We start from the raw sequence: 20,590 nt of genomic DNA on the forward strand, positions 1-20,590 counted from the left end.
AACTATCTGGTCATTGATGTAAATTTGGTGCTAGGTCTGTGAAAAGCATCATGGAGGAAATTACATGGCCAATTCCAAAGCTTCCTTTGTCTGGACGGACCCGTTTCTGCTGGAAGATCAGTTGACCGAAGACGAGCGGATGATCCGGGACAGCGCGCGGGCTTTCGCGCAGGGAGAGCTGGCACCGCGTATCGAGGAAGCCTATCTCGAAGAAAAGACTGATCCGTCACTGTTTAAGCTGATGGGCGAAGCCGGACTTCTCGGTGTGACACTGCCGGAAGAATATGGCACCGCCGGTGCGTCCTATGTGGCCTATGGTCTGGTAGCACGTGAAGTTGAACGTGTGGACAGCGGCTATCGCTCGATGATGAGCGTGCAGTCCTCGCTGGTCATGTATCCGATCTATGCCTATGGCTCAGAAGAGCAGCGCAAGAAATATCTGCCGAAACTGGCTTCCGGCGAGTGGATCGGCTGTTTCGGTTTGACGGAACCCGATGCGGGCTCTGATCCCGCCGGTATGAAGACGCGTGCCGAAAAGGTCGCCGATGGCTACCGGATTTCAGGCTCGAAAATGTGGATTTCCAACTCGCCCATCGCCGATGTCTTCGTCATCTGGGCCAAATCCGATGCTCACGACGGCCAGATTCGCGGTTTCGTCCTTGAAAAGGGCATGAAGGGTCTCTCCGCACCGAAGATTGGCGGCAAGCTTTCGCTGCGTGCCTCGATCACTGGCGAGGTGGTGATGGACGGTGTTGTGGTGGGTGAAGAACATCTCCTGCCCAATGTTTCCGGTCTTAAGGGCCCGTTCGGCTGCCTCAATCGTGCCCGTTACGGCATTTCCTGGGGCGTGCTCGGTGCGGCTGAGGATTGCTGGCAGCGCACGGTGCAATACGGCCTCGACCGCAAGCAGTTCGGCAAACCGCTGGCGGCAACACAGCTGTTCCAGAAGAAATTTGCAGACATGCAGACGGAAATCACGCTCGGCTTGCAGGCAAGCCTGCGCGTTGGCCGTCTGATGGATGAGAACCGCATGGCACCGGAGATGATCAGCCTCGTCAAGCGCAACAATTGCGGCAAGGCACTGGATATTGCCCGCGTTGCCCGTGACATGCATGGCGGCAATGGTATCCAGATTGGCTATCACGTCATGCGCCACGCGCAGAACCTTGAAACGGTCAATACCTATGAGGGCACGCATGATGTTCATGCGCTCATTCTTGGCCGCGCGCAAACCGGCATCCAAGCTTTCTTCTGATGGCTGACAGGCTCGTCCTGCTTGGAACCAAGGGTGGCCCGGCGATCCGTCCGGGCGGCCCGTCGCCGACCTCGTCGCTGCTGGAGATATCAGGTCGGCGGATCGTTGTTGATTGCGGGCTTGGTGTTACCCGCGCTCTGGTCAACGCGGATATGTCGCTCAAGGATCTGGACCTGATCCTGATCACCCATCTGCATTCGGACCATGTGCTGGAATTTGGTCCACTGCTGCATACGGCATGGACATCGGGTCTTGCCCGCAAGGTAACAGTTTATGGCCCAGCCGGGATTGACGATTACTGGTCAGGTTTCCTGCAATCCATGCGTTATGATATCGACCTGCGCATTGATGATGAGGGGCGGCCCGATCTGCGCGATCTTGTCGACCTGAAGATGTATGCGGATGGCGTCGTGCATACGGATGCTGATCTTGAGATCACGGCCCTACGCGTCGATCATCCACCGGTAACAGATTGCTTTGCCCTCAAAATCGAAGCTGCTGGCAAGTCCATCGTGCTGTCAGCCGATACGACCTATTTTCCGCCACTGGCTGATTTTGCGCAAGGCGCGGATGTTCTCGTGCATGAGGCGATGCTTGGAGAAGGTGTGGAGCGTCTCGTTGCCCGAACCGGCAATGGCGCACGGCTGAAGGAACACCTTCTCGCCAGCCATACATTGATTGAAGACGCTGCCCGTATTGCCAATGCCGCCGGGGTTAAACACCTTGTCCTGCATCACCTCATTCCAGCCGACGACCCGCAATTTGGCGAGGCCGACTGGATAAAGGCATTGAGCGGCAAGTGGGATGGCCGCTTGACCATCGGCCGCGACGGTCTGGTCATCCCGCTTTAGAGCAGCGTGCCAAATTCACCCGGCCCCTCGGGTTTTTACCCCTCAATATACTGGGGAGGCGGACACCCTTGCCCTAATTGCGGACTTTGCTCCCCACAACCCATCCATCTCTCCGTCATCCTCGGGCTTGACCCGAGGACCCATGGCTAAGGAGATCAATCCAATTAGCAGGCGCGGCACTTTTTGATTATGGGTCCTCGGGTCAAGCCCGAGGATGACGGAGAGATGGATGGGTTGTGGGACTCAAATTCTGCACCGTCGGCAGTTAGCCTTGCGGCTACCACCTTACCCTTATGGTTGATACGTCGAACCACCCACCAAGTTTTGCAGTTTATCCATGTCAAAACGGCTGGTTAGAGCAACGTGCCGTAAATATGGCGCGTTGCCTTAGGGGTCAGCCATTCCTGTCTGAATAGAGCTTTTCCACTGCTGCCAAGAGAATGCACAGGGCAATGCCTTGCGAGGCCAGTTCCACTTCAGCCAAGGAAGGGAATGTCGGTGCGAGCCGCAATGTGCGGTCATGCGGGTCCTTGCCATAGGGCGAGGTTGCACCTGCCGGGGTCAGGACCACACCGGCCTGTTTGGCCAACTCAACCACCAGTTTCGCCGTACCCTCCATCGCGTCGACGCAGATGAAATAGCCGCCCTGTGGCTTTGTCCATTCGGCAATACCGGTCCCGGCAAGGCGCTTTTCCAGTGCCTTGATGACCGTATCGAACTTCGGGGCAATCAGGCTGCGGTGCGCCGCCATATGTTTGCGAATGCCGTCCTCATTTTTGAGGAACCGCACATGGCGTAGCTGATTCAGCTTGTCAGGGCCAATTGTCCGTTTGGTGGCGCTGGCAAGATACCAGCGTACATTGGCTGGTGATGACGCAAAGAATGCGAGGCCCGCACCGGCAAGCGTCACCTTGGACGTGGAAGCAAAAACAAAGGCGCGATCAGGATTTCCGGCCTTTTCGCACAAATCAAGAATATCGGGGATTTCATGCTCTGCTTCAGTCAGATGATGCACCGCATAGGCATTGTCCCAGAACAGGCGGAAATCCGGCGCACCTGTTTTCATCGCCGCAAGCCGCTCAATCACCGCATCGGAATAGGTCTCGCCCGACGGGTTCGAATATTTCGGCACGCACCACATGCCTTTCACACTTGGATCGGCTGCAAGTGCCTCGACCATATCCATATCCGGCCCATCGCCCTTGAGCGGTACGGGCAGCATGCGGATGCCATATTCCTCGCAAATGGCGAAATGCCGGTCATAGCCGGGTACCGGGCAGATAAAGGCTGGAGATTTCGTCTTTTGCCATGGCTCGCTACCACCCGGAACGCCTTTGACCAAGGCCCAGAGGAGGCAGTCATGCATCAGCGCCAGACTGGAATTGTCACCGACGACAATGCGATCAGGCGATGTGCCGAGCGTGGAGGAGAAGAGCGCGCGCACTTCAGCCAGACCCTGTAGCCCGCCATAATTGCGGGCGTCTTCACCTGCCTCGCTGAAATGATCCCCATTGCCGGGCAAGGTCAGCATGCCATTGGCGAGTGCCAACTGCTCGGGGCTCGGTTTGCCGCGGGTCATGTCGATCTTCAGTCCACGGGCGCGAAACGCCTCGTAGTCATTCAATGTCTGCTGGCGCAGGGCGGCGAGGTCGTCACTGTTCAGATCGGCAATACGGCTCATGGGAACGTTAGCTCTGTTAAATCAGGGTGGAGAAGGGCGGTTGGATCGGCACGCAGGGAGCGGGCTGTGCATAGGTCAGCCCGCTCTTTGGAGATCAGCCTTTTTGCTGCTGAACAATGCCGTAAATATTCGTCGAACGGGCACCGGAGCGGCAATAGGCAAGCACAGGACCTTCGGCTTTATCAAGCGCTGCGGCCATGGCGTCCACATCGTCCTGCGTCAATTGTCCTGATATAACCGGAACGTAATAAATCGGGATGCCCGCTTTTTCGGCAACCTTGGCAATCTCGGCAAAATCCGGCTGATCCGGACCTTCGCCATCGGGGCGATTGCAAATGAGGGTCTGATAACCTGCCGCAGCAATATCGCGCACATCATCGGGTGAAATCTGCCCGGTCACGGCAAAGACTTCGTCAATTTGACGGATATCCATTTTCTTTCCTTGAGAATGTGATTGGTGGCAGCACCATACATCAAACAATGACCAATGCTATATCAAAGCCGTTTGATTGCGGCGGCAAAAAAGAGCGAATGATCAATTATTAGGCATATAATACTTATTGATTAGATAATAAGCATATTCTGGGTGGGATTTTAGCCAACACGCCGCGTTTCAGGATGTCAACCGATACAATCACCCGCTGAATCCCTGCAAATTCAGAATTGTGCAGTGCAAACTATCCGGTTGGCACGGTCATTGCTTTGTATCCCTTGGCACAAACAACCATAAAAAGGGGTTTACCTGAATGTTCAGTCTAACAGCCAGATTTATTGGAACCTTGGCGGCAGCCGCTATGGGAGCGACGCTGGCCCTCGCGCCGGCAAAAGCGGCAGAGGACACGATCAAGGTCGGTATTCTGCATTCGCTATCCGGTACGATGGCGATCTCCGAAACCACGCTCAAGGATACGATGCTCTTCCTCATTGATGAGCAGAACAAGAAGGGCGGCGTTCTCGGCAAGAAACTTGAAGCCGTTGTTGTTGATCCAGCATCGGACTGGCCTTTGTTTGCGGAAAAGGCGCGCCAGCTGATCGAGCAGGATAAGGTCGCGGCGGTTTTCGGCTGCTGGACCTCGTCGTCGCGCAAATCCGTGCTACCGGTCTTTGAAGAATTGAATTCGCTGCTGTTCTACCCCGTGCAGTATGAGGGTGAAGAAAGCTCGCGCAATGTCTTCTATACGGGTGCCGCGCCAAACCAGCAGGCCATTCCCGCCGTTGACTATCTTGCTAATCAGGAAGGCGTACAGCGCTGGGTTCTCGCCGGTACGGATTATGTCTATCCCCAGACCACCAACAAGATTCTGAAAGCCTATCTCAACGCCAAGGGCGTGAAGGATGAGGATATCATGGTCAATTACACGCCGTTCGGTCATTCCGACTGGCAGACGATTGTCTCCGACATCAAGAAGTTCGGCTCCGCCGGTAAAAAGACCGCCGTCGTCTCCACCATCAACGGCGATGCCAATGTGCCGTTCTATAAGGAACTGGCCAATCAGGGCATCAAGGCCGAAGACATTCCTGTTGTCGCCTTCTCGGTGGGTGAAGAAGAACTGGCTGGCCTCGATACCAAGCCGCTGGTCGGCCACCTCGCCGCGTGGAATTATTTCGAGTCCGTCGATTCCGAAGCGAATGCCGAATTCATCAAGCAGTGGCATGCCTATACGAAGAACGACAAGCGCGTGACCAACGACCCGATGGAAGCAACCTTTATCGGCTTCAACATGTGGGTAAAGGCCGTTGAAGCGGCCGGTACCACCAAGTCCGATGCAGTCATCGACTCGATCGTCGGCGTTTCCGTCCCCAACCTTTCGGGTGGCTCGGCAACGATGATGCCAAATCATCACATCACCAAGCCTGTCCTCATCGGCGAAGTGCAGGGCGATGGCCAGTTTGACATCGTCTACAGAACGCCCGGCCTCGTCGTTGGCGACGAGTGGTCCGACTATCTGCCTGGCTCCAAGGACCTCATCTCCGATTGGCGCAAACCGATGTCCTGCGGCAACTTCAATGTTGTGTCAGGCAAATGCGGTGGTGTGACCAACTAAGACGAGCGCTTCGGCTTCGGGTCGGGGGCGACAATCCGAAGCCAACTCCACTCCCGCACACGTTGCGGGGGTGGAGCGCCCCGAAAGAATTTCAAACACGGGATTGTTGAATGTCATTGAGCCACTTCCTGTCCATCATCGCGATGCTGGGCCTTTGCCTGTTCCCCGCCATTGCGGGCGCGCAAGCCCTTGATGACACCAAACTCAAACCTCTGGTGGAAGCGCTTGCGGGAGACAATTTCGACAACACGAGCAAAGCCGTTTCGGAACTCGCCAAAAGTGGTGCACCACGCGCCGCTGCTATTCTCAATGCGCTGAGCGCGGGCGATCTCTATGTCTTGAAAACCGACAAGTCAGTTTTTATTGGCGTGCGCGAAGGTTCTGATTATGCCGCGACCGACCCGCTGACCGGTGCCAAGCTGGGTTCCGTGCCGCGCAATGGTGCGGAAAAAATCAAGGTCAACAACCGCCTGCGCCGTGATATTGGCGCTGCCATTGGCGGTCTGACATTGATGAGCCCTAACGCAACGGAGCGTCGCTCCGCTGCGGAAGCAATTCTTAAAAACCGCGATCCTGAAACCATTCCATTGCTCGATCAGGCCATAGCGGACGAAAAGGATGCTGGTATCAAAATATTGATGCAGCGCGCCAAGGCGGCGGCGGTTCTCAATTCCACAGCTGAAGATGATGTGAAAATCGCCGCCATTGCTGAAATTAAATCCGGCAATGGCCGTGAGGCGCTTGGCCTGCTGACGCCGCTCGCAAATGTTCAGGGACCCGTCGGTGAAGCGGCCAGTGCCGCAATCTCAAGCATCAATTCCGAACTGGAACTCTGGAACGGCATTCAGAATATCGTCTATGGCCTGTCGCTTGGTTCGGTTCTGCTGCTGGCGGCTATCGGTCTTGCCATCACCTTTGGCGTCATGGGCGTGATCAACATGGCGCACGGCGAAATGGTGATGATCGGTGCTTACACGACATTTGTGGTGCAGCAACTCATCCGTGCGTCCATGCCCGGCCTTGCCGAATATTCCCTGCTGATCGCCCTGCCTGCAGCCTTCCTCGTCTCCGGTGCCATCGGCGTTGTCATCGAGCGTGGCATCATCCGCTTTCTCTATGGCAGACCGCTGGAAACCCTGCTCGCCACATGGGGCATCTCGCTGGTGCTGCAACAGGCGACACGCTCATGGTTTGGCGCCTCCAATGTGCAGGTCAGCAGCCCTTCGTGGATGTCCGGCTCCTTTGATGTCGGCATGCTGACACTCACATGGTCGCGTCTGTGGATCATCGTTTTTGCCCTGTCGGTCTTTGCCGTGCTGCAACTGGTGCTGAAGAAAACCATGCTCGGTCTGCGGATGCGGGCCGTCACGCAGAACCGGCGCATGGCATCATCCATGGGCATTCGCACGCCTTGGGTCGATGCGCTGACCTTCGGCCTCGGCTCCGGCATCGCCGGTATTGCGGGTGTTGCGCTCAGCCAGATCGACAATGTCAGCCCCAATCTGGGCCAAGGCTATATTATCGATAGCTTCATGGTCGTGGTTTTCGGCGGCGTTGGCAATCTCTGGGGAACGCTGGTTGGCGCCATGTCGCTCGGCATTGCCAACAAGTTTCTTGAACCCTTTGCGGGTGCCGTCCTCGGTAAAATCCTTGTGCTGGTGCTCATCATTCTTTTCATACAGAAGCGCCCGCGCGGTCTCTTCGCACTCAAGGGAAGGGCCATCGAGGCATGATCACCCAATGGTTTTTCTCACATGGGGACCGGCGCAGCCTGATTGTTATCGCCATTCTGCTGGCTATTGCCTGTCTCGTACCTCTGTTCAATCTACTGGTGCCTGACACGTCGCCCCTGCACGTACCGACCTATCTGGTTTCGCTGCTTGGCAAATATCTGACCTATGCGCTGCTGGCCGTCGCGCTTGATCTCGTCTGGGGGTTCTGCGGCATTCTCTCGCTCGGTCATGGCGCGTTCTTTGCACTCGGCGGTTACGCCATGGGCATGTATTTGATGCGTCAGATCGGTCCACGCGGGGTTTATGCCGATCCCGTCCTGCCCGATTTCATGGTGTTCCTGAACTGGAAGGAACTGCCATGGTTCTGGCATGGTTTTGATCATTTCTGGTTTGCAGCCCTGATGGTGGTGCTGGTGCCCGGTGCGCTGGCCTTTGGCTTTGGCTGGCTGGCTTTCCGCTCGCGCGTCACCGGCGTGTACCTTTCCATCATCACCCAGGCTTTGACCTATGCGCTGCTCCTCGCCTTCTTCCGCAATGATATGGGTTTTGGCGGCAATAATGGCCTGACCGATTTCAAGGATATTCTCGGCTTCAATGTACAGGCAGGCACGACCCGTTCCGCGCTTTTTGCCGCGACGGCGCTGTTTCTGGCACTCGCTGTTTTTGTGTCCAGCTTCATCATCCGCTCCAAGCTCGGCAAGGTGCTGGTTGGGGTGCGCGATGCGGAAAGCCGTATGCGTTTTCTCGGTTATCGTGTCGACCGCTACAAGCTCTTCGTCTGGACCATCTCGGCCATGATGGCGGGCATTGCCGGTGCGCTCTATGTGCCGCAGGTGGGTATTATCAATCCATCCGAGTTCGAGCCTGCTAATTCCATCGAAGCGGTTATCTGGGTGGCGGTTGGCGGTCGCGGTACGATTGTTGGTCCCATTATCGGGGCTGTGTTGGTCAATTTCGGCAAAACCTATTTTACGGCGGCTTTCCCGGAAATCTGGCTGTTCGCGCTTGGGGCACTGTTCATCCTCGTCACGTTGTTCCTGCCCAAGGGCATTCTTGGACTTTACGGTTCATGGAAAACGCGACAAGCCAATCGCGCCGCGCGGGAGGACGATGAGGTCCTGCCTCCAGTCGTAAAGCAAAACAGCAAACGCGTACCAACACCCGAACCTCAGGCCGCGGAGTAGCCCCATGAAGGCCAAGGACACACTGCTTTATCTCGATGGTGTTTCGGTTTCCTTTGATGGTTTCCGTGCCATCAACAATCTTTCGCTCGTACTCCAATCGGGCGAAATGCGTGCCATTATCGGCCCCAATGGTGCGGGCAAGACGACGATGATGGACATCATCACCGGCAAGACCAAGCCGGATACGGGCGATGTCTATTTCAATGGCACTGTCGATCTGACCGGGCATGACGAAGCCGACATAGCCATGCTCGGCATTGGCCGTAAGTTTCAGAAGCCGACCGTTTTCGAAAGCCACACGGTGGAAGACAATCTGGTGCTGGCGCTATCCGGCCCACGCTCGGCCCTGTCGGCGCTGTTCCATCGCCAGAGCAAGGGCGAGGCCGACCGTATCCACGAAATCCTCTACACAATCAGGCTGTTTGAAAAGCGCCATTGGTTGGCGGCCAACCTGTCCCATGGCCAAAAACAATGGCTGGAGATCGGCATGCTTCTGGCACAGGACCCGAAATTGCTGCTGGTCGATGAGCCGGTTGCGGGGATGACCGATGCGGAAACGGCTGAAACAGCAAAGCTGCTGCGGGATATCGCGCGTACTCGCTCGGTTATCGTTGTCGAGCATGACATGCATTTCGTGCGGGAACTCGATGTGAAGGTCACTTGCCTGCATGAGGGTTCGGTGCTGGCCGAAGGATCGCTCGACCACGTCAGCAATGATCCGCGGGTCATTGAGGTCTATCTCGGGCGATGAGGGTGTTCGAGGGAAACATGGTGCGAGGATGGGGTGGATGGTGCAGGTTCGTGGTTCGACAAGCTCACCATGAGGGAGAGTGGGGATGCAACGATAATCGCCACCGTTGCAGATCACCAATGTTGCAGAACTTGACTCCCTTTCATCCTCTCTCTCTCCCTCATGGTGAGCTTGTCGAACCACGAACCACGAACCACGAACCACCACCACATTCCTCCACCACCCATTGCTTTTGATACATTGAGAAAGAACTGATTATGCTCACGGTTGAAAATGCTTCTCTTCACTATGGCGCGGCACAGGCTCTGCGGGGCGTATCGCTGGAAGTGAAACCGAAGACAATCACCTGCGTCCTTGGTCGCAATGGTGTTGGCAAGACCAGCATGCTCCGCGCCATTGTCGGCCAGCATCCGCTATCATCGGGTTCGATCAGTTTCGATGGCTTGCCGCTCGGCAAGAAACCGGCCTATGACCGGGCGCGGGCAGGAATAGCATTCGTGCCGCAGGGGCGCGAAATCTTTCCGTTGCTCACGGTGCGCGAAAATCTGGCGACGGGTTTTGCCGCCGCCAGGCGCGGCAACCGCAATGTGCCGCCGGAAGTCTATGAACTCTTTCCCGTTCTGAAAACCATGCTGGGACGGCGGGGCGGCGACCTCTCGGGTGGCCAGCAGCAGCAGTTGGCCATCGGACGAGCGCTGGTTACGCGTCCAAGGCTGCTTGTTCTGGACGAACCAACAGAAGGCATTCAGCCCTCAATCATCAAGGATATTGGCCGCGCCATCCGGTTTTTGCGCGACCAGACGGGCCTCGCGATCCTTCTTGTCGAGCAATATCTCGATTTCTGCCGGGAGTTGGCTGACCATGTCTACATCATGGACCGCGGCGAGATCGTGCATTCCGGTGATGCGGCAAGTCTTGACAAGCCGGAGGTGCGCAAATTCCTGACGGTATGATACCCATAATTCTCTATTTGATAATTTTTATTGTATCATAATTCTCTATTTGATATTTATGATGAAGAAGATTGCCTATAGTAAGTCTGCATTGAAGGTGCTCTTGCGCATTCCTGTGAATGTCGCCAATCGCATTCGTTCGAAAATTGAACAATATGCTGATGATCCGGCGTTGCAGTCTATGAACGTTACCAAACTGCAAGGGCGGAATGGCTATCGGCCGCGTGTAGGCGACTGGCGAGTGATTTTCGATGACCATGGCAACGTCATGGATATTTTGGATATTGGCCCGCGCGGCGGCATTTATGAATGAGATAGCTATGGGCAAGACAGCACCGTTCACAATCGTCAAAACACCTGCCAACGAAGAAATGGTCGTGATCCCGCGCACCCTTTACGACAGGCTCGTCAGCGATGCCGAAATGGCGCGGGATCTTGCTGCTTATGACAGGGTCAAGGCACGGATTGATGCTGGCGAAGAGGAGCTGGTGCCATCGGAAATTGTTGAGCGCATATTGGGCGGCGAAAACAAGGTTCGCGTCTGGCGCGAGTATCGTGGCCTTTCAAATCAGGAACTGGCAGAGAAGGTTGGTATCAGCGCTCCTTATTTATCGGATATCCAGAACGGCAAAAAAGAGGGCCGTCTCTCAACCCTGAAGAAAATAGCTGCTGTTCTTCGCGTCGATCTCGATGACCTTGTGTGAGGTAGTGACTGGCTTGCTCTTGCTGTCGGCGGGTAATCATCGCTAGAGTCTCCCCGGAGGAGCAATTTCGATGATCGACAAGCTGGAATTTTTCATCGCCCTGGCACGCAACGAGCATTTTGGCCGGGCGGCGGAAGAGTGTGGCGTGACCCAGCCCACGCTATCAGCAGCAATCCGGCAATTGGAGGATACGCTCGGTGTGGTGCTGGTTCAGCGCGCATCCCGCTATAAGGGTCTGACATCAGAAGGCCAGCGGGTGCTTGAATGGGCGCGCCGTATCGTCGGTGATACAAGAACGATGCGCGAGGAAATCCGTGCCGCGCGTTATGGCCTTTCGGGGCACGTTAAAATAGCGGCCATTCCGACGGCGCTGGCCATGGTTTCGCGCTTGACCACGCCATTCCGTGAAAAACACCCTGACGTGACCTTCTCCGTCACTTCGCGCACATCGCTTGAAGTCCTGACCCTGCTCAGCAATTTCGAGATTGATGCCGGAATCAGTTATCTCGATAACGAGCCGCTGGGCCGTGTGACCTCGGTTCCGTTATACTCGGAACGCTATCAGTTGATCACCTCGACGGGCAGCACCTATTCTGATCGCGAATTTGTGACCTGGGCGGAGGTAGGCCAATTACCGCTCTGTCTGCTCACCATGGATATGCAGAACCGCCGCATTATCAATAAGCATTTGCGCGAAGCCGGGGTAGATGTGCATCCGACGCTCGAATCCAATTCAATGATTGTGCTGTTCTCGCATATCCGGACGGGCAAGTGGGCCAGCATCATGCCGCTTAACCTAGCGGAAACACTGGGCTTTTCCGAACCGATCCGTGCCATTCCGATTGTGGAACCGGATGCACGTCATCTGGTTGGACTGGTTGCAGCGGATCGTGAACCCCACACACCTTTGGTCTCGGCGCTGCTGCATGAGGCCCGTGCGTTGGCGATAGAGCTGAATATGGTTTGAGTTGAGTTTGGTTTGATAGGTTTCTTCTATCGATCAACGAGACTGGTATATTGATTTGTCGGTCTGCTTTTGATCTGTTCTAATATACGAGGAGAATTTAGGGAGGGCACTGCACAAAATGCAGACCGCAAGTACCGATATCGCTGGGAGAGCGATAGGCATTATCGATCAATTAAAGGGTGAAGAAGGTCCACTCCTTCCGATTCTGCACGAGTTGCAGGGGGAGTTTGGCTATGTGCCGCAGGAAACCTTGCCGCTGATTGCCCAGGCCCTGAATATATCGCGCGCCGAGGTACACGGTGTCGTCACGTTCTATCATGATTATCGCGATCATCCCGCGGGCAGGCATGTGCTCAAGCTGTGCCGGGCGGAAGCCTGTCAGTCGATGGGCGGCGATGCCATGGCCCAGAAGGCTCGCGAACTGCTTGGCATCGACTGGCATGGAACCACCGCCGATGGCGCGGTCACGCTGGAGCCGGTGTATTGCCTTGGTCTTTGCGCCTGTGCGCCCGCGGCCATGCTGGATGGCGAGGTTATCGGCCGTCTTGATGATGAAAAGCTTGAAGAAATCAGCACGGGAGTGCGGCTATGACGGTCACATTCTATGTCCCGCGCGATTCCGGCTCGCTTGCTCTGGGCGCTGAAAAAGTTGTCCGCAAACTGCATGATGAGATTACGTCCCGCAAACTCGATGCGCGCATTGTCCGCAATGGTTCGCGTGGCATGTATTGGCTGGAACCGATGGTCGAGGTGGAAACACCCCAAGGCCGTGTTGCCTATGGGCCGGTGAAACCATCTGATCTGGCATCATTGTTTGATTCCGGGATAGCCGAAGGCAAAACCCATCCCCTATATCTTGGCCTGACGGAAGAGTTGCCGTTCCTGGCGAAACAGACGCGCCTGACCTTTGCCCGCTGCGGTATCACCGATCCTGTCTCGCTGGATGATTACCGCGCCCATGATGGCCTGAAGGGGCTGGAAAAAGCCCTTGCTCTGACGCCGCTTGAGATCGTCACTGAGGTTACGGAATCAGGTCTGCGCGGACGCGGCGGAGCAGGTTTCCCCACGGGTATCAAATGGAAGACCGTTCTTGATGCGGCAGGCCCGCGCAAATACATCGTCTGCAATGCCGACGAAGGCGACAGCGGTACATTTGCCGACCGCATGATCATGGAAGGCGATCCCTTTGTGCTCATCGAGGGCATGACGATTGCCGGTATCGCCGTCGGTGCAACCAAAGGGTACATCTATACCCGTTCCGAATATCCGCACGCGATTGCCGTGATGAATGAAGCGCTTGGCGTTGCGCGCAAGGCCGGAGTGCTCGGTGCGTCGGTGCTGGGTTCCGACCATGTGTTTGATATTGAGGTGCGTGTCGGCGCCGGTGCCTATGTCTGCGGCGAGGAAACCGCGCTTCTGGAAAGCCTTGAAGGCCGTCGTGGCATCGTCCGTGCCAAGCCGCCTCTGCCTGCGCATAAGGGTCTTTTTGGCAAGCCGACCGTGATCAATAATGTCATATCGCTCGCCTCTGTTCCCGTTATTCTCGACAAGGGTGCTCCCTTCTACAAGGATTTCGGCATGGGTCGCTCGCGTGGCACCATTCCGTTGCAGATTGCAGGGAACGTCAGGTATGGCGGGCTTTTCGAAACGGCCTTTGGGCTGACACTTGGCGAAATCGTCGATGATATTGGCGGCGGCACTGCAACGGGACGCCCTGTTAAAGCGGTGCAGATCGGTGGTCCGCTCGGCGCTTATTTCCCGCGCGAACTCTTCGATACGCCGTTTGATTATGAAGCTTTTGCCGCCAAGGACGGGCTGATTGGCCATGCCGGGCTCGTCGTGTTTGACGATAGTGTCGACATGCTGAAACAGGCACGTTTCGCCATGGAATTCTGTGCTGTCGAATCCTGCGGCAAGTGTACGCCGTGCCGTATTGGTTCAACGCGCGGTGTCGAGGTCGTTGACCGTCTTGCCGCCAATATCGAGCCGGAAAAACAGATCAAGGTTCTGACCGACCTTTGCAACACAATGAAGTTCGGCTCGCTCTGCGCCCTGGGTGGTTTCACGCCCTATCCGGTCATGAGCGCTTTGACGCATTTTCCTGAAGATTTTCGTCCTGCGCCCGTCGCGCAAGCTGCGGAATAGGAGCCAGATATGTCCCTCATTCACGAAATCGATTTCGGCACGCCAGCCTCCAAATCCGAGAAGATGATCACCCTGACCATCGATGGCAACGAGGTGACCGTTCCCGAAGGCACGTCCATCATGCGCGCATCGATGGAAGCGGGTATTCAGATTCCAAAACTCTGTGCCACCGATATGGTCGATGCATTCGGCTCCTGCCGTCTTTGCCTGATCGAGATCGAAGGCCGCAATGGCACGCCTGCCTCCTGCACCACACCTGCCATGCAAGGGCTTGTCGTCCACACGCAAACCTCGCGCCTGAAGGACATCCGCAAGGGCGTGATGGAGCTTTATATCTCCGACCATCCATTGGATTGCCTGACTTGCGCCGCCAATGGCGATTGCGAATTGCAGGATATGGCCGGTGCCGTTGGCCTGCGCGATGTGCGCTATGGTTATGAGGGCGACAACCACGTCTTCGCCAAGGCCGACAATGTGGCCAATGACCGCTGGATGCCCAAGGATGAATCCAATCCTTATTTCACCTATGATCCGGCGAAATGTATCGTCTGCTCGCGCTGCGTGCGGGCCTGCGAGGAAGTGCAGGGGACATTCGCGCTCACCATTGAAGGCCGTGGTTTCTCCAGCCGTGTTTCGCCCGGCATGCACGAGCATTTCATCGACAGCGAATGCGTTTCCTGCGGCGCCTGCGTGCAGGCTTGCCCGACAGCCACACTAACGGAAAAGTCTGTTATCCAGATCGGCCAGCCTGAACATTCCAAAGTGACCACCTGCGCCTATTGCGGTGTTGGTTGCTCCTTCAAGGCCGAGATGCGCGGCGAAGAGCTGGTGCGCATGGTTCCTTACAAGGATGGCAAGGCCAATCGCGGCCATTCCTGCGTCAAAGGCCGGTTTGCCTATGGTTACTCCACCCACAAGGATCGCATTCTCAACCCGATGATCCGCGAGAAGATCTCCGATCCATGGCGCGAAGTCTCGTGGGAAGAGGCCTATAAGCACGTCGCCAATGAGTTCCGCCGCATCCAGTATCAGTATGGGCGTAATTCCATCGGCGGTATCACCTCATCACGCTGCACCAATGAGGAAACCTACCTTGTGCAGAAACTGGTTCGTGCCGGTTTCGGTAATAACAATGTCGATACCTGCGCCCGCGTCTGCCATTCGCCGACCGGCTATGGCCTGAACAAGACGTTCGGCACATCAGCCGGTACGCAGGATTTTGATAGTGTCGAGCACACCGATGTGGTGATCGTTATCGGTGCCAACCCGACTGATGGTCATCCGGTCTTTGCCTCGCGCCTGAAGAAGCGCCTGCGTCAGGGTGCCAAGCTGATCGTTATCGATCCGCGCCGCACCGATCTCGTGCGCTCGCCGCATATTGCTGCTGCTCATCATCTCCCCTTGCGTCCCGGCACCAATGTTGCCGTTGTCACCTCGCTTGCCCATGTCATCGTCACGGAAGGTCTGTTCGACGAGCAGTTCATCCGCGAGCGTTGCGACTGGGATGAGTTTCAGGATTGGGCGACCTTTGTGTCCGAACCCGAGCACAGCCCCGAAGCCATTGAGCAACTGACCGGCGTATCGCCGCAGTCACTGCGTGAAGCAGCCCGGCTCTTCGCCACCGGCGGCAATGGCGCGATCTATTATGGTCTTGGCGTCACCGAACACAGTCAGGGTTCGACAACAGTTATGGCCATTGCCAACCTTGCCATGGCAACCGGCAATATCGGGCGCAAGGGCGTCGGGGTGAACCCGCTTCGCGGCCAGAATAATGTGCAGGGATCGTGCGATATGGGTTCGTTCCCGCACGAATTGCCCGGCTATCGCCACGTTTCGGGCGAAGCAACCCGCGATATTTTCGACAAGCTCTGGGGCGTCAAGCTGCAGGATGAGCCGGGGCTGCGCATCCCGAACATGCTGGATGCCGCCGTCGATGGCACGTTCAAGGGCATCTATATTCAGGGCGAGGACATTCTTCAGTCCGACCCTGACACCAAGCATGTGGCTGCCGGTCTTGCCGCTATGGAATGCGTTGTGGTGCATGATCTCTTCCTCAACGAGACTGCCAACTACGCCCACGTCTTCCTGCCCGGTTCGACCTTCCTTGAAAAAGACGGCACCTTCACCAATGCCGAGCGGCGTATCAACCGCGTGCGCAAGGTCATGAGCCCGAAGAATGGCTTTGCCGATTGGGAAGTTACCCAGACACTGGCCCAGACCATGGGCCTCAACTGGAACTACACCCATCCGTCGCAGATCATGGATGAAGTCGCATTGACGACGCCAAGCTTTGCCGGTGTGTCCTATGAGCTTCTCGACAAGGAGGGCTCCGTTCAGTGGCCATGCAATGAAAAGGCGCCCTTGGGCACGCCTATCATGCACATTGAAAGCTTTGCCCGCGGTAAGGGCAAGTTCGTGCGCACCGAATATGTGGCAACGGATGAGCGCACAGGACCGCGCTTCCCACTGCTTCTCACCACCGGACGTATCCTCTCGCAGTATAATGTTGGCGCACAGACGCGCCGCACGGATAATGTCGTCTGGCACGAGGAAGACCGGCTGGAAATTCACTCGCACGATGCCGAACAGCGTGGCGTGCGCGATGGCGACTGGGTGAAAATCACCAGCCGCTCCGGTGAAACCACCCTGCGCGCGCTGATCACTGACCGTGTGTCACCGGGTGTGGTTTACACGACCTTCCACCATCCGACGACGCAGGCCAACGTCATCACCACGGACTTTACCGATTGGGCGACGAACTGTCCTGAATATAAGGTCACGGCGGTGCAGGTCGGCGCATCCAATGGGCCGAGCGACTGGCAGGTCAAATATGACGAGCAGGCCCGCCAGAGCCGGCGCATTGTCCAGACTCTGGATGCGGCGGAATAGCGATGAGCGTGCGTGAAACGCGGCTGCAGGTGCCGCGCATAACCCGTCGCCGTAAAGGCGATGGGTCTGTCTATGCGACGGGTAGCCGGATGGTGCCGGAGGAAACGCCCATCGCTTTCAGCTATAACGGCACCACCCATGCGGTGATGATGGCAAGCCCTGCCGATATCGAGGATTTCGCCGTCGGCTTCAGTCTTTCCGAAGGCATTATCAGCCAGCTTGGCGAGATCAGTGAGATCGCCATTGAAGATCATGGTGAAGGCATCGACATTCAGCTGCTTCTGGCCGATGAAGCGGGCCAGGACCTCACCGACCGCCGCCGCCGCATGGCAGGCCCAGTCGGTTGCGGCCTCTGCGGTATCGAATCCATCGAACAGGCGCTGAAACCCGTGGCCTCCGTTGATGGGACGCAGCTGAGCCTGTCGCCTGACGATCTGGCGCAGGCGGTCCGGCTCCTCTCGCCGCTACAACCTCTGCACATTGAAACCGGCGCTGTGCATGCGGCGGGATTTTACATTCCCGGCAAGGGTATCGTTGCCGCACGCGAGGATGTGGGCCGCCATAATGCACTCGACAAATTGGCCGGTGCGCTTTGCCGGTCAGGCATAAGCGGCGCGTCGGGTGCGGTTGTTATTACCAGCCGCGTTTCCATCGAAATGGTGCAGAAAGCCGCAATCATTGGCGCATCCGTGCTGATTGCAGTATCTGCGCCAACCGCTCTCGCTGTTCGTACCGCGCAGGCGGCGGGCATGACGCTGGTTGCGCTGGTGCGCGGCGATGAATTTGACGTGTTTACCCGGCCCGAGCGCATTCCGGTTGCTGCTGATCAGGTGGCCGCAACGCCGGGCGAGCCTGTGGTTGCGGCAAAGCCCAATGCAGATGCTGCTTCACCCACCTTTGTGCAAAGTCCAACAGTTCGATTGGTGCAATATGGATAATGAAACTCACCGGCAATCAACCGCCGACAAGCTTGTTTACATGGCCAATCAGATCGCCACATTCTTTCACACCCAGCCAAAGAGCGAGGCGGTGGAAGGGGTGGCCGGACACATCAACAATTTCTGGGAACCGCGCATGCGCACCCAGCTCTTTGCCATTCTGGAAAAGGAAGACAACGGTCTTGATCCGCTGGTGGTCGAGGCGTCCGCGCACATCCGCAAACCCGCTGCAGCGCCGGTCTGACCTTTTCCGATGGTTGAAATTTCTATGGATGCCTCGGCCACTTCAGCCGGGGTATTCTGCGCTGTTGATCAACGAAAATAGTGCTATCCAAAGACTATCCAGAAACTAAAATACTAGTACATGAATTGGGGCTTGGAGGAGGAATTCACATGTCAGCAACTGACAGGGCAGAGCAGGGTGCCTATGGCAATCCCGGCATTCTTGATCGCGAGCGTATTGTCGCCAAGGCGGGGTTCAACCGCTGGCTGGTGCCGCCCGCAGCACTTGCCATCCATCTTTGTATCGGTATGGCCTATGGCTTCAGCGTTTTCTGGCTACCCCTGTCGCGTGCCATCGGCAGCGATCCGGCGGCTTGTGCCAATCTCAACCTGATAACGGCCCTGTTCACGACGAGCTGCGACTGGCGCGTTAGTGATCTTGGCTGGATCTACACCCTGTTTTTCGTGCTTCTCGGCTGTTCGGCTGCCATCTGGGGTGGCTGGCTGGAGCGGGCAGGGCCGCGCAAGGCGGGTGTGGTCTCAGCGCTCTGCTGGTGCGGCGGCATGGTTCTGGCTGCCATTGGTGTTATCACCCACCAGCTTTGGCTGATGTGGGTGGGTGCTGGCGTCATCGGTGGCATCGGCCTCGGGCTTGGCTATATTTCTCCGGTTTCCACGCTGATCAAATGGTTTCCTGATCGCCGCGGCATGGCAACAGGCATGGCCATTATGGGCTTTGGCGGCGGTGCCATGATCGGCGCGCCACTGGCCAACCTTCTGATGAACCACTTCAAGACGCCCGATTCCGTCGGTGTCTGGCAGACATTTCTCGTCATGGCAGCGGGTTACTTCGTCTTCATGATCTGCGGTGCCTTTGGCTATCGTATTCCGCCTGCGGGCTGGCGCCCCGAGGGATGGACACCACCAACTGATGCCAAGGCGATGATCACCACCCGCCATGTGCATCTGCGCGATGCTCACAAGACAAAGCAGTTCTGGCTGATCTGGGCCGTGCTCTGCCTTAACGTTTCGGCTGGTATCGGCGTGATCGGCATGGCTTCGCCCATGTTGCAGGAAATCTTCGCGGGCAAGCTCATCGGCCTGCCTGATGTCAGCTTCACCCAGCTTGATGCGGGCCAGAAAACCGCTATCGCTTCGATTGCCGCGGGCTTTGCCGGTTTGCTTTCACTGTTCAACATTGGCGGGCGGTTCTTCTGGGCATCGCTGTCGGATCGCATCGGCCGCAAGGCCACCTATTTCACCTTCTTTGCCCTCGGCATCGTGCTTTATGCGCTGGCACCAACCGCTGCTCATATGGGCAGCCAGGCACTGTTCGTTGGCATTTTCTGCGTGATCCTGTCCATGTATGGCGGCGGCTTTGCCACCGTACCCGCCTATCTCGCCGATATTTTCGGCACGCAGTTTGTCGGGGCCATCCATGGCCGTCTGCTCACCGCGTGGGCAACGGCGGGCATCGTCGGACCGGTTGTGGTCAACTATATCCGCGAATTCCAGATCAGCGCAGGCGTGGCGCGTGATCAGGTCTATGACCGCACCATGTATATCCTTGCATGCATGCTGGCGCTGGGTTTCATCGCCAATTTCTTTGTCCGCCCGCTGGCATCAAAATGGTTCATGTCCGATGCTGAGGTTGCCGCGCTTCAAGCCAAGACCAAGACGGCAGAAGCCGGTGCCACTGGCTCCTTTGGTATTGGCCATGGCGGACTGGATGCCAAAGCCGCACTCGCTTGGGCGGCAGTGGGTATCCCCATTTTATGGGGTGTCTGGGTCACGCTGCAACAGGCAGTGATCCTGTTCCGGTAAAGCCATGATAAGCAAAAAACAGGCTCCGTTCGCGGAGCCTGTTTTATTTCATCTGCAATAAAAGACGTGCGGAAAACTTCCTGCCGAAATATTTTTCCACTTGACTGCTGCCAGTGGTTGTAACTCTATTACCCAACTATTTGCTCACTACTTTTCCGAATTTTATTTTTCACGATGAAACTGGGGGGCCAGATTCCATGTCTTTCCGCACCAAAGGGACGATTGCATCCGCACGTCCAGACCTCTTCGCCAAGTATCGCCACTATCTTCTCAGTACCGCCTCTACGGCGTTCCTGATTGCAGCGGCGTGCTCAGGCGCTCACGCGCAGCAGGCGAATGCGATTTACGTCAACGCCGATGGATCAAAGACCAGTGATCTTGAGGCGGCCGCTGCAACATGGCGGGCCGACAAGGAATTTCAGGCAAATTGGGGCGTTGGCGCCATGAA

General features: G+C 56.7%; 19 protein-coding genes. 17 read left to right on the forward strand and 2 right to left on the reverse strand.

The window, feature by feature from the left end:
• Window positions 1–64: 64 nt before the first annotated feature.
• Both FHW17_RS22995 and FHW17_RS23000 read left to right on the forward strand, forming a co-directional pair.
• The gene (locus FHW17_RS22995) at window positions 65–1,255 is read left to right on the forward strand and encodes an acyl-CoA dehydrogenase (protein ID WP_112527226.1); all 1,191 of its coding nucleotides are present in this window, start codon (window positions 65–67) and stop codon (window positions 1,253–1,255) included.
• Entirely contained in the window at window positions 1,255–2,106 is an 852-nt protein-coding gene (locus FHW17_RS23000) for an MBL fold metallo-hydrolase (protein ID WP_182510902.1), read from the forward strand. The genes FHW17_RS22995 and FHW17_RS23000 overlap by 1 nt, the downstream gene beginning before the upstream one ends.
• Before the next feature lie 394 nt (window positions 2,107–2,500).
• On the opposite strand, the gene FHW17_RS23005 is transcribed toward FHW17_RS23000, so the two are convergent.
• A complete protein-coding gene (locus FHW17_RS23005; protein WP_112527230.1) occupies window positions 2,501–3,787 on the reverse strand; it encodes an aminotransferase class I/II-fold pyridoxal phosphate-dependent enzyme in 1,287 nt (428 codons plus the stop codon).
• 94 nt (window positions 3,788–3,881) lie between these two features.
• Window positions 3,882–4,220, reverse strand: a complete 339-nt coding sequence (locus FHW17_RS23010) for a TIGR01244 family sulfur transferase (RefSeq protein WP_112527235.1) — start codon at window positions 4,218–4,220, stop codon at window positions 3,882–3,884.
• Between the two features lie 361 nt (window positions 4,221–4,581).
• Between FHW17_RS23010 and urtA the strand changes: the two genes are divergently transcribed.
• From urtA to FHW17_RS23085, 15 genes are all read left to right on the forward strand, one after another.
• A complete protein-coding gene (gene urtA / locus FHW17_RS23015) occupies window positions 4,582–5,832 on the forward strand; it encodes an urea ABC transporter substrate-binding protein (RefSeq protein ID WP_246706998.1) in 1,251 nt (416 codons plus the stop codon).
• Window positions 5,833–5,942: 110 nt separating this feature from the next.
• Window positions 5,943–7,565, forward strand: coding sequence for an urea ABC transporter permease subunit UrtB (urtB, locus tag FHW17_RS23020; protein WP_112527239.1), 1,623 nt, complete (start codon window positions 5,943–5,945; stop codon window positions 7,563–7,565).
• On the forward strand, window positions 7,562–8,749 hold the full coding sequence (urtC, locus tag FHW17_RS23025; RefSeq protein WP_112527241.1) for an urea ABC transporter permease subunit UrtC: 1,188 nt from the start codon (window positions 7,562–7,564) through the stop codon (window positions 8,747–8,749). Before urtB ends, urtC begins: the two co-directional genes overlap by 4 nt.
• A gap of 4 nt (window positions 8,750–8,753) precedes the next feature.
• The gene (gene urtD, locus FHW17_RS23030) at window positions 8,754–9,500 is read left to right on the forward strand and encodes an urea ABC transporter ATP-binding protein UrtD (protein WP_112527243.1); all 747 of its coding nucleotides are present in this window, start codon (window positions 8,754–8,756) and stop codon (window positions 9,498–9,500) included.
• Between the two features lie 257 nt (window positions 9,501–9,757).
• Window positions 9,758–10,453, forward strand: a complete 696-nt coding sequence (urtE, locus tag FHW17_RS23035; RefSeq protein ID WP_112527245.1) for an urea ABC transporter ATP-binding subunit UrtE — start codon at window positions 9,758–9,760, stop codon at window positions 10,451–10,453.
• A gap of 58 nt (window positions 10,454–10,511) precedes the next feature.
• The gene (locus tag FHW17_RS23040) at window positions 10,512–10,766 is read left to right on the forward strand and encodes a type II toxin-antitoxin system RelE/ParE family toxin (RefSeq protein ID WP_348643772.1); all 255 of its coding nucleotides are present in this window, start codon (window positions 10,512–10,514) and stop codon (window positions 10,764–10,766) included.
• A complete protein-coding gene (locus FHW17_RS23045) occupies window positions 10,759–11,157 on the forward strand; it encodes a helix-turn-helix transcriptional regulator (protein ID WP_246706992.1) in 399 nt (132 codons plus the stop codon). Before FHW17_RS23040 ends, FHW17_RS23045 begins: the two co-directional genes overlap by 8 nt.
• Before the next feature lie 70 nt (window positions 11,158–11,227).
• Window positions 11,228–12,124 (forward strand): LysR family transcriptional regulator, encoded by an 897-nt coding sequence (locus FHW17_RS23050; RefSeq protein ID WP_112527249.1) that lies wholly within the window; start codon window positions 11,228–11,230, stop codon window positions 12,122–12,124.
• Window positions 12,125–12,242: 118 nt separating this feature from the next.
• The gene (locus FHW17_RS23055; RefSeq protein WP_112527251.1) at window positions 12,243–12,716 is read left to right on the forward strand and encodes a formate dehydrogenase subunit gamma; all 474 of its coding nucleotides are present in this window, start codon (window positions 12,243–12,245) and stop codon (window positions 12,714–12,716) included.
• Window positions 12,713–14,269, forward strand: a complete 1,557-nt coding sequence (locus FHW17_RS23060) for an NADH-quinone oxidoreductase subunit NuoF (protein WP_182510903.1) — start codon at window positions 12,713–12,715, stop codon at window positions 14,267–14,269. The genes FHW17_RS23055 and FHW17_RS23060 overlap by 4 nt, the downstream gene beginning before the upstream one ends.
• Before the next feature lie 9 nt (window positions 14,270–14,278).
• The gene (fdhF, locus tag FHW17_RS23065; protein WP_112527254.1) at window positions 14,279–17,158 is read left to right on the forward strand and encodes a formate dehydrogenase subunit alpha; all 2,880 of its coding nucleotides are present in this window, start codon (window positions 14,279–14,281) and stop codon (window positions 17,156–17,158) included.
• Window positions 17,159–17,160: 2 nt separating this feature from the next.
• On the forward strand, window positions 17,161–18,096 hold the full coding sequence (fdhD, locus tag FHW17_RS23070) for a formate dehydrogenase accessory sulfurtransferase FdhD (protein ID WP_182510904.1): 936 nt from the start codon (window positions 17,161–17,163) through the stop codon (window positions 18,094–18,096).
• Window positions 18,089–18,340: a formate dehydrogenase subunit delta gene (locus FHW17_RS23075; RefSeq protein WP_112527258.1), complete on the forward strand. Its 252-nt coding sequence runs from the start codon at window positions 18,089–18,091 to the stop codon at window positions 18,338–18,340. Before fdhD ends, FHW17_RS23075 begins: the two co-directional genes overlap by 8 nt.
• Before the next feature lie 149 nt (window positions 18,341–18,489).
• Complete coding sequence (locus FHW17_RS23080; RefSeq protein ID WP_182510905.1) at window positions 18,490–20,142, forward strand: OFA family MFS transporter; 1,653 nt, start codon at window positions 18,490–18,492, stop codon at window positions 20,140–20,142.
• Between the two features lie 197 nt (window positions 20,143–20,339).
• Window positions 20,340–20,590, forward strand: a 251-nt coding sequence (locus FHW17_RS23085; protein ID WP_182510906.1) for a hypothetical protein, incomplete at its 3' end; no start/stop codon positions are given.

The sequence above is a fragment of the Phyllobacterium sp. P30BS-XVII genome (assembly GCF_014138335.1).
Lineage (GTDB): Bacteria > Pseudomonadota > Alphaproteobacteria > Rhizobiales > Rhizobiaceae > Phyllobacterium > Phyllobacterium meliloti.

Coding starts and splice junctions, on each gene's coding strand:
- FHW17_RS23010 (WP_112527235.1), bottom strand. CDS start 4,220: ATGGATATCCGTCAAATTGACGAAGTCTTTGCCGTGACCGGGCAGATT.
- urtA (WP_246706998.1), top strand. CDS start 4,582: ATGGGAGCGACGCTGGCCCTCGCGCCGGCAAAAGCGGCAGAGGACACG.
- urtD (WP_112527243.1), top strand. CDS start 8,754: ATGAAGGCCAAGGACACACTGCTTTATCTCGATGGTGTTTCGGTTTCC.
- FHW17_RS23060 (WP_182510903.1), top strand. CDS start 12,713: ATGACGGTCACATTCTATGTCCCGCGCGATTCCGGCTCGCTTGCTCTG.
- FHW17_RS23075 (WP_112527258.1), top strand. CDS start 18,089: ATGGATAATGAAACTCACCGGCAATCAACCGCCGACAAGCTTGTTTAC.
- urtB (WP_112527239.1), top strand. CDS start 5,943: ATGTCATTGAGCCACTTCCTGTCCATCATCGCGATGCTGGGCCTTTGC.
- FHW17_RS23050 (WP_112527249.1), top strand. CDS start 11,228: ATGATCGACAAGCTGGAATTTTTCATCGCCCTGGCACGCAACGAGCAT.
- FHW17_RS23080 (WP_182510905.1), top strand. CDS start 18,490: ATGTCAGCAACTGACAGGGCAGAGCAGGGTGCCTATGGCAATCCCGGC.
- fdhF (WP_112527254.1), top strand. CDS start 14,279: ATGTCCCTCATTCACGAAATCGATTTCGGCACGCCAGCCTCCAAATCC.
- urtC (WP_112527241.1), top strand. CDS start 7,562: ATGATCACCCAATGGTTTTTCTCACATGGGGACCGGCGCAGCCTGATT.
- FHW17_RS23040 (WP_348643772.1), top strand. CDS start 10,512: ATGATGAAGAAGATTGCCTATAGTAAGTCTGCATTGAAGGTGCTCTTG.
- FHW17_RS23045 (WP_246706992.1), top strand. CDS start 10,759: ATGAATGAGATAGCTATGGGCAAGACAGCACCGTTCACAATCGTCAAA.
- FHW17_RS23005 (WP_112527230.1), bottom strand. CDS start 3,787: ATGAGCCGTATTGCCGATCTGAACAGTGACGACCTCGCCGCCCTGCGC.
- urtE (WP_112527245.1), top strand. CDS start 9,758: ATGCTCACGGTTGAAAATGCTTCTCTTCACTATGGCGCGGCACAGGCT.
- fdhD (WP_182510904.1), top strand. CDS start 17,161: ATGAGCGTGCGTGAAACGCGGCTGCAGGTGCCGCGCATAACCCGTCGC.
- FHW17_RS23000 (WP_182510902.1), top strand. CDS start 1,255: ATGGCTGACAGGCTCGTCCTGCTTGGAACCAAGGGTGGCCCGGCGATC.
- FHW17_RS23055 (WP_112527251.1), top strand. CDS start 12,243: ATGCAGACCGCAAGTACCGATATCGCTGGGAGAGCGATAGGCATTATC.
- FHW17_RS22995 (WP_112527226.1), top strand. CDS start 65: ATGGCCAATTCCAAAGCTTCCTTTGTCTGGACGGACCCGTTTCTGCTG.